The following is a 14,652-nucleotide window of genomic DNA, read 5'->3' as shown; positions in this document are numbered from 1 at the left end:
AACTCCTAATTTGTTTATAGTTTCCCATATTAAAACATCGTTGAATTGCCTTACTGATACTCAACTTTAAATGAAGCATTTCATTTAAATAAGTATCAACAAACTTAATGCAACAAAATAATAAATAGTCGCTCTAAAAAAGGCTATTATTTCCATAATATGTTAATTCTCTCCGATGCATGATATTCCCTCTAAAGTGATTTTTGAAGTTTACTAAACTGTACTAAAAACACTTAGTTGAACAAACATAAAAAGTAGGAATCATTAATTATTAATGAATCCTACTTTTTAACGATTGTTTATATATATTAAAATCATAACTCTGACTTTATTATTTCTGGCTTTTTGCATTTATTGTTTTAGCATATAATTACGCATTCTTTTCATATTTTCGGGTGCGTCCATCGAATCCTCGACGATCATTTCGATAATACATAGTCTTTCGGCACATTCTATATCTGCTTGGTTTATAGCTTGCTCAAGCTCCCCATTTGTTCGAACAATTGTAGTAAACGCATTCCCTCCAAAGGCTTCAGCCAGTTTTGTGTAAGACCACTGAGGTATATTGTTATACATTTGATCCTTTGTTTTCACATTTAAATATTTTTCAATAGTATAACCATTATTATTCAAGACGAAGATAATAGGTTTACAGCCGTAATAAAGCATAGAGCTAATTTCTTGGGCAGTTAGCTGAAGTGAGCCATCGCCTGTAAACAGCAGTACTCGGCGTTCTGGTGCCGCGATGTTGGCACCAAAAGACGAAGGTGTTGCATATCCGATAGACCCCCAGCCGCCTTGCCCAATATATGTAACATTGCTCGGTAGTCTTACCTCCGCCATGCCATTATAAAACGTACCGGTCTCGACAATCAGGATATCGTCTTTTTTCAGCATCTGTTGAAAAATTGGATAATATCCAGCTGCCATAAGAAGCTCATCCGTATTTATTTTTTTCAGATTATAAGGGAAATCCACTTTTTTTAATAATCCTTGACCTTTGTATCCTATATTTTTCACAGCATTAAGCATATCTTCAGCAAGTATGTTCGGATACAACGCTTTACCGACCTTTACAAAGTCTGGTTGAACATCGACAGTATTTAATGAATTTAGTTTTGCTGTATAACTCGCGGTGTTGACATCTGCCCATACCAACCCTAACGCAATGATACAATCTGAATTTTCTACTATACTTTGCACTTCAGTAGATCCAAAAGAGCCTAAGTATATGCCAATATAATTTGGATGGGTTTCATCAAATGCCCCTTTTCCGAACAGCATTGACGCAACAGGTACATTCAATGTGTCCGCCAGCTGTAGAACTGCATTTTGAAGACCAAAACGCATTGATTTTACATCCACCAGGATCACTGGACTACTAGAATGCTCTAGTAGTTGACGGACTTGTTCCACCGCAGCTTGAAGAGTTTGCGTGTCGGAGGTTCTTGGCGGCAATAATGGCACTTCTCGGACCATAATCGGCTTCGCTACTAAATCATCTGCCACTACGAGGTATACTGGTTGTTTCTTTTCTTTAGCAACTCGAATAGCAGCAGGAATCTCAATCATCGCATTCTCTGGAGTTAGTACTGCACTATAGGCAGTTATCTGCTCATACATCTTACGAAAAACATCAAAATTCCCATCCATTAAAGTGTGGTGCATGAGCTTGTGCTCTTTTTGATCTTTTTCTGGAGGCGAACCAACAATGTGAATAATAGGAATATGCTCACTGAAAGCACCCGCGATCGGATTACAAGCGCTTAGTTCACCAACCCCAAAGGTTGTAATGAGTGCAGAAATACCTTTCATTCTTGCGTAGCCATCAGAAGCATAACCTGAGTTTAGTTCGTTGCGGCCTTCAATAAACTTGATTCCATTATAACTCTCCAAAGTATCTAGCAATGTAAAATTATAATCTCCTGCGACGCCGAATATTTCAGTGACGCCCTCCAACTTCAAGCAATCAAACAAATACTGCCCGACTGTTTTTGGGGCCATAATATTATGAGAGTCAGGTTTGACCATACTTTTCATATTTTTCATTTTCACACTAACTCCTTATCCAATTTTTGGATTTATTCAGTTTACTAGTATCCTTTTATTCGTACCCTATCATTGATTAGGCTATACTATGTTTTATGATTGTTTGAATCGCTTTTTAACGACAAAAAGAAGAGTTCTTTTGAAAGATCTTTTCGAAAAGTAATTTTTTATTCAGATTGCTTAGTTAATCTCTCAAACTCTTTTTCTATCTTAAGAGTATCTATTCTTTCAAATAATGGTTCAACATTTGACAAATATTGCGATTTAACTAAAAATGGTCTCCAATCTGTTTCTGATGTTGAATTGATCATGCCCTTTACCTTACTACTTGAAAAAGGTAGGAACGGATTTAGCATATGTGCTAAATTGGCAATTAAATAGATACAATTTGCAAGCGTTTCTTTACAAGACTCCGTATCTTCATTTACCTGTTTCCAAGGTTGTTGGTCATCAAAGTATTTATTTGAGAATCTAATTAACTCGAAAATTTTTTCTAATGCATGTTTGAAAGTAGTAGTTTCAATACAATGACCTACTTCATCGTATAAAAGATTAACTTTATCTTGAATAGTAGGAGAAATGACTTTTTCAGGGATCATACCGTTAAATGATTTTTGAATAAATTTTAGTGTCCGATTTACAAAGTTGCCATACGCACCTAATAATTCACCATTATGACTATAAATAAACTCTTTCCAAGAAAAATCTGCATCACGACTTTCAGGTGCGTTAATTGTTAAGAAATAGCGTATTGAATCTGGATTGTATCTTTCTAAAATATCTGGAACCCAAACAGCCCAATTTTTACTCGTAGACAATTTCTTTTTTTCTAAAGTCAAATACTCGTTTGAAACAATATGTGTTGGTAATGATTCTTTTCCAAGACCGGAAAGAATTCCAGGCCATATAATAGAATGAAATGGTATATTATCTTTTCCGTGAACATAATAGGATGTAACAGAAGAGTTCCAAAATGTTGAGTCGTCATTCTTTGTTTCTTTTGCCCATAACTTAGTTGCTGTGTAATATCCAGAAACCGCCTCAATCCAAACATAAATTTTTTTATCTTCATATCCTTCCACTGGAACACTGACACCGATAGGCAGGTCTCTAGAAACTGCACGATCTATCAAACCTTCTTTTAAGTAACGCTTCGTAAGTGAAATGGCATTCTCTCTCCAAAGATTCCTCTTTTCTGCATCTTGAGTATAGTTTTCCAATACCGTTTGGAATGAGCTTAATGCGAAGTAAAAATGCTCAGTCAGTCGTTTTATCGGAGGTTGGCTACAAATTTTACACTTTCTTTCAAGCAATTCAAGCGGTTCTAACACTGCTGAACAGTGATCACATTGATCTCCACGTGCTTTTGCCCCGCAATTGGGACATATGCCTTCTACATATCGATCCGGTAAAAATTGTTGATCATATTCACAATATGTTTGTTCAATTTCTTTTTTGTAAATAAGTCCCTTCTCAAGTAAATCTAGAAATATTTGTTGAACGATTTCATGATGATGTTTTGTATCTGTTCTTGTATAGATATCATATGAGAATCCTAATTTTGTAAAACACTCTAAAAATTCATAGTGATAACGATCCGCGATTTCTTTGGGAGAAACACCATCTTGTTTTGCTCTGATTGTAATAGGTGTACCATTGCAATCACTACCTGATACATACAAAACCTTTTCTCCTTTTATACGGTAATATCTCGCTAGAATATCTCCAGGTAACAAACTTGAAATATGCCCAAGATGTAATGAGCCGTTAGCATAAGCCCAAGCACCTCCGATAAAAATACTCATAAATAATACCTCCTAAAATTAAGCTAATTACAAAAAAACCTCACCCTTAACTGTAATAGTTAAGGACGAGGTTTGAATTTCCACGTGGTACCACCTTATTTTACAAATGATTTACACCATTTGCCTTTACAAGTACGGAGTAAAAAATGCTAATATTACTCTTATACTGTGACTTTGATAACGAGTGTCAAAACTCGCCGTAGCCTACTTATACAAAAAGTATGTTCAGTACGAAGCTCAGAGACCATTGTTCAAATGTGTGTTTTCGCTTCTTTTCAGCTACTGAAGCTCTCTGTATAAAACAACTTCATTTTACTTTTTCTCTTCATTGCCTGTAATTTATAATTAATATTTAGTATATTCAATAATTTTCATAAAATCAATGTCAAATATATATTATATTAAGATATATTTTTATATATTTTTTAATTAAATTTGTCTATTATATCCATTCTATTACTAAACATATCTATTATTTTTAAACGGTTTCGTTAACTAATGAGAGCTACGCTCTTGTCCATTTTCTAAGTTATCAATTAACATTGGCAACGCACCCCTTCTTTATTACAACGTTTTACTAATGAAACAACTTCTTCAACACTAGTTAAATATACGATATGTGACGGTTTACTTTGAACAATACCATACCAGTTTTGCCATATTTTTTGATTTTCCTTTAAAGAAAGCATAGTCCATCCCCCCGATAAGTTGTTACTTTATTAACAATTTCACCATTAGAAACACAATAAAGATGATTAAACCGCTCGCATAGCTCACCAGCTTTTGCATGTCTTAAAAATATTGGATCACCGAGCATTAACGTATTTGTTCCTCGGTAAACAATCGGTGTCTGCACTTCTCCCGCACCTTCAAGTGACATTAATTGAGCGTTTTCTGGTAAATATGGCTTTGGTAACTTATCTGTTCCAACTGCTCCAGATGCAATATATCCGCCTCCAGCACATGTATATAGATGGGCATCCGGTTTGCGAACAATTTCAATCGCAAAACCTGCAGCTGGTTTGTACTGAAAATCCCGATAGTTGTCAAATAACCCTGGAGAGAAAAAACCTGAGCCGACAGTTACTTCCGTTACCACATTCTCATTTGTTGTTGAATGTAAACTTCCAGTCCCGCCACCATTCACAAATTGAAGCGAAATCCCGAAGTTTTGAATCATTTGAATCGTCGACGCTCGTTTCTCAGCAAGTTGCTTAATTGATTGCTTTTTTAGTATTGTAATTATTTTATTTTTTGCAGTTTTCTTAGGATATTGGTCTCCTACCCCAGCAATTTGTGCCTCATATCCCATCACACCTACTAAACTTACTGACGAGGACGACATAATTTCCTCAACAACTACTTTTGCATCTTCTACAGTTCGAACAGGTGAACGCCATACACCGAAATGAAGACCAGGAACATCAAGTGACATATCGATGTCTAGACATAGAGGGAGTGAAACGTTATACATTTGAGCAATTTTGTTAAGGTGCTTTACATGTTCGACAGAGTCTATCATTAACGTAATCATTTTTCCTTGTTGATTTAACAGACAAATTTTCGCCACAGCTTCTGAATCCCAAATTGGATAGCCGATTAATATATCTTCAATTCCTTCGTTTAACAAATACATTGCTTCATTTGCCGTAAAACACATCACACCTTGAAACAATTCATGCTTCTTCAAAATATATTTAATGATAAAAACACTTCGAATCGATTTCGTCGCAATTCGAATGTTTTTATGTGATGCTGCTGAAACAATTCTTTCAATGTTTTCATCTAATAAATCAAAATCAACATACCCAAATGGCTTTGCTGTATTCTCAAATATTTTCTTATAATATAGATAATCTTGTTCCATTCCATCAATCCTTTCTTTTAATTCATCCTGTTAAATCACCTTTATATATTATTTTCATAAAATTCAGATAATTACTTTTATAAAGAATCCATAGATTTGTCAATTTAAGAAAGTCATTTTGGGACTTTACCTTGGACAGGTTCAGCTATTAATTTATATAACTGCTTCATTAAAAATATAAATTCACATACTTCAAGGTTGGGGTTTCATAAATGGAATACCACTGTATCCATGGGTAAATTTCCTCATACTAATATATTTATCTACATTTATTATTTATCCTGCATTTCGAAAAAAAAGAGCCACATTTCGCGACTCGGGTTCGATTAATTAACACATACCATTTGCTTTATTCTTTTTATACTTTTCTCCATGTTGTTTAATTAACTAGTTAGTTACATAAATTTGATTAATAGTACTGATATAATTGCTGATAAACATGCTAGTATTGACAACATAGTTTTCCTTCGTTTTCCTATTGCTTTAAAAAAATCATAGTATTTAAAGACGATAGTTCCGAAAAGAATATAAATGGGAGAAAGAATTAATATTGTTATTAAATCTACATATGTAAACGGACTACTTATGTATGGATCCGAGATATAATTTATTAGAATAAATGTAAAGTAAATTAAATATTGATAAATAAAATATTTGAGATAAATCATGTGGTTGTCTCCTAGTTGTATATAAATTTAATTCGGACCTTACTGATTACTTTTTGTGAGATCAAACCAAATCCCAAGAATTTTTATTGCTGAAACTTCTATTTCTTCATTACCTTCTTTGTAAAATGTATAAGAATATTTACTATAAAAAAATGCGTCTTGTACTGCTGAGGATTGCCAAACTAGTTTTCCTTCTGGACCAAACCACCCATGAATATGACTTTCTCCATCTGAATAGATATTTTTCTCACGTGATAAGTATTCTTCGAAAGTATCTTCGTCAACAAAACTTGTAATTAAATAAAAAGTAAATAAAATTACAATTACCCAACCAATACTAATTTTCTTCTTCATATTAATACCCCTTAACTATAAAAAACTACTAAAATACTATTTTTATTAACTCCAATGCAAAAATAATTCTTATGGAAATACAAATACTAATCCTTTTTATTTCACTATATTATAACATTACTTGCACTATAAAATTGCCACCTAATACTAAGTTGCTAACTAAATAAAAAATGGCTGCCGTGGTAGCAAATTTTTTCATAAACTATGAAATAGTTCAATTAGTTAAAACTTAGACAAGAGTTACGTATTTCTAAAAAAATAGTGCTTACTATTGATATTAATTTGTTTTTGATTTACCAATATCTCATTATTATTGATCCATTTGATACTAAAAGGTTGCCAGGTAACCACAAAATGAATCTTTCCTTTTCCTTCTTATCTTTAGAACTCAATTGCGCTATATAACTATAATCTGATTTCATGAATACCCCTCCGCTTAATAAATAGTTATTTTATGTTTTTTGATCGGGGGATTCAAGTTGTTTAATTACATCAAGTTTTTTAACATTGATATCTTCCAATGCCGTAATAGCGTTTGACTGATTAGTATTAAAATAATAAAAAACCATATAGACTAAGACTCTTTTACCTTTTAGCATAATTTAAAATTCTCCTTAAAAAAATATCCATGAAAATATATTTCTCCTCGGAGGTAATTTTTTCGTTTTAATCCGTTTGATTTAATACGGGGATTATTAGTCATTCCTTTTTCATCTAATGAGTAATACTCTTAAATAAGACCGTGTTATTTTTATTTGTTTTTCAAAAAGATTATTTCACTTATTTTTGTACTTCAAAAGACAGAAGTTAATTTTAACGTAAGGCGCGAGACTCCTGTGGGTGATACGGGAAGGCTAAGGTCCCGGGCGAGCCGAAGGGGCTCAACTCAATCCCCATGCAAAGGGAGCTCCTGGTGTTGTAATCAACTAAGGCATTCTATATAAATCAAAAAAACCTTCTTTTAGTGAATTTCCATCTACACAAAAGGAAGGTTTTTCATCATTCAATTTAATTGTTTTTTATTTTCTTCAAATCGAAATACGAATTGTTTTTGACAGATATAGTTTGTGATTGTGTAAATCGCAGTACTTAATAAGATTGCAAGATCTGTTTGAAAAGAAATTGCATAGTCCATTTCTTTCATCGACCAATCAACTAAAAGTGTTCCTAAGTGATACGAGATAAAATAACAGCATAGAATTACGAGCAAAAACTTAATGATACTTTTTTGAATGGAACCATTAAATTTAAAAGTAAAGCTTCGATTTAAAATAAAGCTAACGACAGCACCGACAGAATTTCCGATAAAAGTGGATAACCAGTATGATTGATTTGCTAAGTGATATAGTACATACATGATTGTTAGTCCAACAAACGTATTAATCAATCCAACAATTAAAAATCGCACAAAAGTAAAGTTCATTATTTACTCCTCTTTATTTCCACTTTACTTAAGAGATTTTGTGACCCGGAAACAAGATTACTATTAATTGCATATCTAGGGCGCTTTTTAATTTCATGATGTATCCGATCTAAATATACATTAATATTTGGTTTGCGATTATGCATTTTCGTTTCATTAAATGAATAGATATCTTTTTCGATTGCATATTTCGGTCGTCTTTTCACTTCTTGATAGATTTTACCGATATATTCTCCGATAATTCCAATACCCAATAATTGAATCCCACCTACAAACCAAATTGAAATCATTAATGAAGTCCAACCTGATTTTGTATTTCCTAAAATTGCTTGTACGAAAGAATATCCACCTGCCATCGCACTAATAATTAAAGATAAAAAACCAATGAAGGTAACAAAACGAATTGGTGTAACACTGAATGATGTGATACCGTCAAAAGCAAATGAGAGCATTTTTTTCAGAGGATATTTGGATACTCCAGCAAAGCGTTCTTTTCGATCATAATATACAGTGCAAGATTGAAAACCAATCAACGGAATTAAACCTCTCAAAAATAAATTTGTTTCTTTATATTTTAATAACTCATTAAGTGCGCGTTTACTTAAAAGACGATAATCTGCATGATTAGGGACTAATTTTATCCCTATTTTATCCATGAAATGATAAAACCCTAATGCAGTTGTTCTTTTGAAATATGTATCTGTTTTTCTACAATCTCTAACCCCATAAACTATATCATTTCCTTCTTTAAACTTCTGAAGAAATGTATGTATGATAGATATATCATCTTGTAAATCAGCGTCGATTGATACAATACAATCCGATTGTTTACTTGCAACTTCAAGTCCAGCTAATAATGCATTTTGATGACCTACATTTCTAGCTAATTTTAAACCTTTAACAATAGGATTTAGTTTGTTTTCAGATAAAATTAAATTCCAAGTGTGATCCTTACTTCCATCATCTACAAAAAGGATACTACTTCTCATTGAAATTTCATTTTGAGTGATTAAACTTTTTAGAAGAGTTGACAATTGAATAGCCGTTTCAGAAAAGACTTCCTCTTCATTAAAGCAAGGAACTACAATTGTTAAAACCGGTTTTATCACATAAACACTTCCTTCATAGCTGTTAAATTACTTCATAGAGGTAAATTTTCCAAGCAGATTGTTGATCATCGAAAGTTTTCATTAATTTCATCCCATTTTGTGACGCATTTTTGATTGGCACTGCTGAAAAGATATATTTCCCACCCATATTTTTAAATACTCTTGTATTCAATTGTAGATTCTTCACTTCTATATTTGAGTCTTTCTCATAATCGTATTTTTTTCCAAGCTCAGCTACAAAAATATAACATCTTCCTCCCCATTGATCGAAATATCTTTCTAGTTTTGGACTCTTATCTAATTCTGTCGCAATGATGTTTCTGAATTGATGTTTATATTTTAACGGATAAAAATTATTATATGTATCAATTGTATAAAACCCATTATATTGTGAAATTGCAGGATGAAGCCCAATACTAGCTACCCTGTAATCTGCTTTCGGTTTTCCAATATACTCCTCTATCTTTTTAAATTGTTTTTCAGCATAGAATTGTTTGAAATTTGGTGAACCATAAGCACGATAAACGATTTCTTCATTGGATGTGATCACTACAATCAACTGTACGAACAGACAAAGCTTTACAAAATATTGTCCAATCTTCCCTTTTTGCCATAACAAATAACAACCTATAGCAAACATTAGATAGATCACCATTGGTCTGAGAAAATGAAATCTTGCAAAATTGAATGTATTTAATAATTGAAATTGTTCTTTTAAAGGTTCCCATCCTTTAAAAAACCAAAAGGCATACCATACTGATAGCAAGATATTGAGAACAAATAAAAACATAAATTTTTTTGCATATCTACTTTTCTTTTCTCCTCTATTCATCATGAGTACAATAAATGAAAACGGAAGTATAACAAGCGTATGTAGAGCTAATACATGAGTATGGCCAACTATGTAGTTCTTAAAGACTAATCGCATCGTTCGGCGAAATCCTAGAACCGAACTGAAAAATTCATTTCTGCTAGTAGGCTCATCAGGAAAAAGTAACGAATAGACGAGTCGATATTCGATCGCTAAATATATGAATGTCATGCATACGATACTAGTTAAAAACGTCCAATTTATCCTCTTTTTAATGAATAAATCTCTTACCCATATAAAACTTACTGCTACTAAGAAAAAGAAAAAACCTAAAACAAAGCTTGAATAAAAAGGTAATAAAATAATTGTTAGCCATTCTTTAAACGTATTTTTGCCGCTTCTAATATTTAAAAATGCCCAAAGTGCTAAAGGCATTCCAAGTGTACTCAGCATTCCTGATGGCCAAAATGGTGTGAGTGCAAATGCTAGCGAAACCCAGATTCGGATTAAATAGCCGTCCTTTGATGGGATAAAGTGATCTACTAGAAGTTTATACATTCCAATGAATGCAAAAACTCTCGAAATTGTTTGAGATAAAGCATAAGCAAGCATTGAAGGGAATATGGCATGAAGCCATTGAATCCCACTAAACTCTGTTCCATAAGCATTTCTTGGAAGGCCATTGATCACTTGCGGAACGACGTCATTAATATTTCCAAATAAAGTACCGCTGTTATTTAATGTTTTATACCAGGCAATATTGGAATCTAAATTATCATGAATTCTTATATGAGCATTTTCACCTAATATAAAAAGAGGTGATACAAATAAAATTAATAGAGTTATCGCCAAGAAGATATGCCGCTTTTCAACACTCCATTGCTTCCAAAAATTCATCAGTATTCACCACACAACCTTTAACATTAAGATGAAAAAATCTTTTATAAACTATATAAATGTATGTAAACAGCATTTTATTTCTGTTATCTTGCCCAAGATTACTTCCAATCATTACTAATAATTAGTTTCAAAAGATCTGAAAATAAAAAACATCTTGAATGCATTGTGCAAACAAGATGATGTCATTAGATTCGATCAAACTTCTCAATCGTTCCTCTTTTCTTAAATCGTTTCACTTTTGGTTGTTCAACCTTTTGAACTAAATTTTGTAAGTATTGTAATAATGGCTTATTCAAGTCTTTATGGCGCATCGCAAATTCTATATTCGTTGTAATAAAGCCAAATATTTCCCCTACATCATATCGAGTTCCATGAAATTCGTAGGCGTAAATATCTTGTATCGTATTTAATCTTTGAAGTGCGTCAGTTAATTGAATTTCGCCATTTGTGCCCTCTTCTAAGTTTTCTAAAAAGCCGAATATTTCATGTGTTAATACATAACGCCCCATAATTGCTAAATTTGAAGGTGCCTGACCTGGAAATGGTTTTTCAATTAAATTTTTTATTTTATATAACTCATTTTCCTTCCGTGACGGATCTATTATTCCGTATCTGTATGTTTCAGATGCAGCTACAGGTTTTACACCTATAATAGATGAACCAACTTGTTGAAACTGATCTATTAATTGTTTAATACAAGGAGTAGTTGACTCAACAATATCGTCACCTAATAATACCGCGAACGGTTCATCCCCTATGAACTTTCTAGCACACCATACTGCATGGCCTAGTCCCTTTGGTTCTTTTTGGCGAATATAATGTATATCTGCCATTTTAGATGATTTAAGTACTTGTTGAAGTAAACCATCCTTTCCCTTGTCAAACAGATTTTGTTCTAATTCGAACACATGGTCAAAATGATCTTCTATCGCCCTTTTTCCTTTTCCAGTTACTATGATAATATCTTCAATTCCTGCTTCAATCGCTTCTTCAACTATATATTGTATGGTTGGTCTATTTACAATTGGAAGCATTTCTTTTGGCATTGCCTTGGTTGCAGGTAGAAACCGAGTTCCAAACCCAGCAGCTGGTATGATCGCTTTTTTGACCTTTTTCATTTTCATTTCTCCCTTTACTAAACTAAATTATGACCCGTTTCACGAAAGAAATAATGAGTTTCAAATTCTGCTGTTAGATGACTTCGTTTATTAGATTATTAACATAGTATTAAATTTTATATTTTTTTATGTCCCATAATTGTTGGAACTGTATCCATTCGCTTTCATTAAACATAGTTGATTTCTAGAATTCTATGAAATGTAAAGCATAAAATGAAGTACGAAACTTAAAAACGATTAGACCCTGTAAATCCGAATGGGAGTGATCAACATGATTATTGTTGATGAAAAAGAAAAACAGTTTCATTTAACAAATGGTCAAATAAGCTATATATTTTTTGTGATGAAAAATGGTCATCTTGGTTCCTTGTATTTTGGCGATGCGCTCAATGAATGTACTAATTTGTCAAATATCAATCAACAATTATATCCAAACACCTATTCTTCTCATATTGAAGGAGACCGTGCTTTTAGTTTAGAAACATTGAGACAGGAATACCCTGTTTATGGAACGACAGATTATCGTGAACCAGCTTTGAGCATTATTGGGGAAAATGGAAGTCATATTTCAAACTTTATCTATAAATATCATATTATTACGAAAGGTAAACCTATCTTGGAGGGATTACCTTCAACGTATACAGAAAATGAAGAAGATGCAGAAACCATTCAAATTGTCCTTGAGGATACTGTTTTAGCGGCCGAGTTGATTCTTTCCTATACAATCTTTAAAGACTTACGTGTGATTACAAGGAGTGCTTATATTTGCAATAAGGGTAAGAATCCGTTTTTTTTGGAACGGTTCATGAGTACTTCAGTAGACTTTCCAGATAAAGACTTTAGCATGGTTCAGTTAAGCGGAGCTTGGGCAAGGGAACGCTATGTAAAAGAACGACGATTAGAAACTGGCATTCAATCAATCTCTAGCTTACGGGGAGCAAGTTCCCATCAACATAACCCTTTTCTTGCATTTGTAAGACCTGATGCAAATGAAATGCAGGGAGAAGTTTTTAGCTTCAATTTTATATATAGTTCAAATTTTATTGCCCAAGCTGAGGTTGATCAATTTGATTGTTTAAGGGTTACGATGGGGATTCACCCATTTCGTTTTAAGTGGAAGCTAAACTCGAATGAGCATTTTCAATCACCAGAAGTTGTAATGGTTCATTCAAATAGTGGATTAAATGGCATGAGTCAAACTTATCATGATTTATATCGAAAATATTTAATTCGAGGTGTTTGGAAGGAAGTAAGTCGGCCGATTTTACTAAACAATTGGGAAGCGACTTATTTTCATTTTAATGAGAAAAAACTACTTGAGATTGCAGAAGCATCAAAAGAGTTAGGAATTGAATTATTTGTACTAGATGATGGGTGGTTTGGGAATAGGAATGATGCGACCTCTTCATTAGGAGATTGGTTTACAAATAAAAGTAAATTTCCAAACGGTATACAGCATTTTATAAGCGAATTAAATCGTATAGGATTACAGTTTGGTTTATGGTTTGAACCTGAAATGATCAGTCCAAAAAGTGAGTTATATCATAATCAACCTAATTTTGCTATCAACACACCAAACCGCCCTAACTCATTAGGAAGGAATCAGCTTGTGTTAGATTTTTCAAGAAAAGAGATTGTAGATGCTATATATTATCAAATCGCTAGTATCATTGAAGAAACAAATTTATCATATATTAAATGGGATATGAATCGAAATATTACAGAAGCTTATTCATTACATTTGGCTTATGATCAGCAAGATGAGTTTTTTCACAGATATATACTTGGTGTTTATGGATTATATGAACGATTACATACGAATTTTCCGCATATATTGATTGAATCCTGTGCAGGCGGCGGTGGAAGATTCGATGCCGGGTTATTATATTACGCACCTCAAGCTTGGGCTAGTGACGACACGGATCCGATAGAAAGACTAAAGATTCAATATGGCAGTTCTTTTGCTTATCCGCTCAGTAGTATTGGTTCTCATGTTTCAACTAGTCCAAATCATCAAACTTTACGTCATTCTTCTTTGAAAACTCGGGGGAATGTAGCATTATTTGGTACATTTGGCTATGAATTAGACCCAACAACATTAAGTGAACTTGAAAAAACTACAATAAAGAATCAAATAGGATTCTATAAAAGACATCAGTCACTTATCCAAAATGGCGATTTTTACCGAATAGCAAGCCCTTTTAAAGGAAATGAAACCTCATGGATGATCGTAAGTAAAGAAAGAGATGAAGCATTAGTTGGCTGGTATAAAGTATTAGCGACTCCTAATCCTCAAAAATATCAATATTTAAAATTAACTGGCCTAGAAAAAGACTATCTTTATTATGTTGAGCAATTAGACCGTTTTTTTCATGGTGATGAACTAATGTATCATGGCATTCCTTTGCCACCCGAATTTAACGGGCCAAATAAAAAAATCGCAAAACGAAAAGGTGATTTTCAATCAGAGGTTTTTTATCTAAAACAGAAGAAATAGCCCATTCAGACTGGTGGCAACAACTCGCTTTCACCTTGCTTCGCTTGCTTT

At 33.0% G+C, this 14,652-nt stretch carries 9 protein-coding genes, 1 pseudogene and 1 other annotated feature; of the genes and pseudogenes, 1 reads left to right on the top strand and 9 read right to left on the bottom strand.

Annotation, left to right across the window (positions count from 1 at the left end; translation table 11 throughout):
- Window positions 1-351: 351 nt before the first annotated feature.
- From ABID96_RS10085 to galU, 9 genes and pseudogenes are all read right to left on the bottom strand, one after another.
- A complete protein-coding gene (locus ABID96_RS10085) occupies window positions 352-2,049 on the bottom strand; it encodes an alpha-keto acid decarboxylase family protein (RefSeq protein ID WP_192601898.1) in 1,698 nt (565 codons plus the stop codon).
- Between the two features lie 167 nt (window positions 2,050-2,216).
- Window positions 2,217-3,854, bottom strand: a complete 1,638-nt coding sequence (gene metG, locus ABID96_RS10080) for a methionine--tRNA ligase (RefSeq protein WP_192601897.1) — start codon at window positions 3,852-3,854, stop codon at window positions 2,217-2,219.
- A 58-nt stretch (window positions 3,855-3,912) separates the two neighbouring features.
- Window positions 3,913-4,192: a binding site (T-box leader), on the bottom strand.
- A gap of 198 nt (window positions 4,193-4,390) precedes the next feature.
- Window positions 4,391-4,543: a hypothetical protein gene (locus ABID96_RS10075; protein WP_192601896.1), complete on the bottom strand. Its 153-nt coding sequence runs from the start codon at window positions 4,541-4,543 to the stop codon at window positions 4,391-4,393.
- The gene (locus ABID96_RS10070; protein ID WP_192601895.1) at window positions 4,531-5,721 is read right to left on the bottom strand and encodes an amino acid deaminase/aldolase; all 1,191 of its coding nucleotides are present in this window, start codon (window positions 5,719-5,721) and stop codon (window positions 4,531-4,533) included. The genes ABID96_RS10075 and ABID96_RS10070 overlap by 13 nt, the downstream gene beginning before the upstream one ends.
- Window positions 5,722-6,428: 707 nt before the next feature.
- A complete protein-coding gene (locus tag ABID96_RS10065) occupies window positions 6,429-6,743 on the bottom strand; it encodes a hypothetical protein (protein WP_192601894.1) in 315 nt (104 codons plus the stop codon).
- Between the two features lie 1,003 nt (window positions 6,744-7,746).
- On the bottom strand, window positions 7,747-8,166 hold the full coding sequence (locus ABID96_RS10060) for a GtrA family protein (protein ID WP_192601893.1): 420 nt from the start codon (window positions 8,164-8,166) through the stop codon (window positions 7,747-7,749).
- A gap of 161 nt (window positions 8,167-8,327) precedes the next feature.
- Window positions 8,328-9,275 (bottom strand): annotated as a pseudogene (locus tag ABID96_RS10055) (glycosyltransferase family 2 protein); the annotation flags it as partial.
- Window positions 9,276-9,297: 22 nt separating this feature from the next.
- Window positions 9,298-10,983 (bottom strand): DUF6044 family protein, encoded by a 1,686-nt coding sequence (locus tag ABID96_RS10050; RefSeq protein ID WP_192601891.1) that lies wholly within the window; start codon window positions 10,981-10,983, stop codon window positions 9,298-9,300.
- Between the two features lie 188 nt (window positions 10,984-11,171).
- On the bottom strand, window positions 11,172-12,104 hold the full coding sequence (gene galU / locus ABID96_RS10045) for a UTP--glucose-1-phosphate uridylyltransferase GalU (protein ID WP_192601890.1): 933 nt from the start codon (window positions 12,102-12,104) through the stop codon (window positions 11,172-11,174).
- A 271-nt stretch (window positions 12,105-12,375) separates the two neighbouring features.
- On the opposite strand from galU, the gene ABID96_RS10040 reads away from it, so the two are divergent.
- Entirely contained in the window at window positions 12,376-14,601 is a 2,226-nt protein-coding gene (locus ABID96_RS10040) for an alpha-galactosidase (protein ID WP_377896833.1), read from the top strand.
- Window positions 14,602-14,652 lie beyond the last annotated feature (51 nt).

The organism is Gottfriedia sp. OAE603 (assembly GCF_040543965.1).
GTDB lineage: Bacteria > Bacillota > Bacilli > Bacillales > Bacillaceae_G > Gottfriedia > Gottfriedia solisilvae.
The sequence above is the reverse complement of the archived record's forward strand: the minus strand, read 5'-3'. Positions and strand labels throughout refer to the sequence as shown.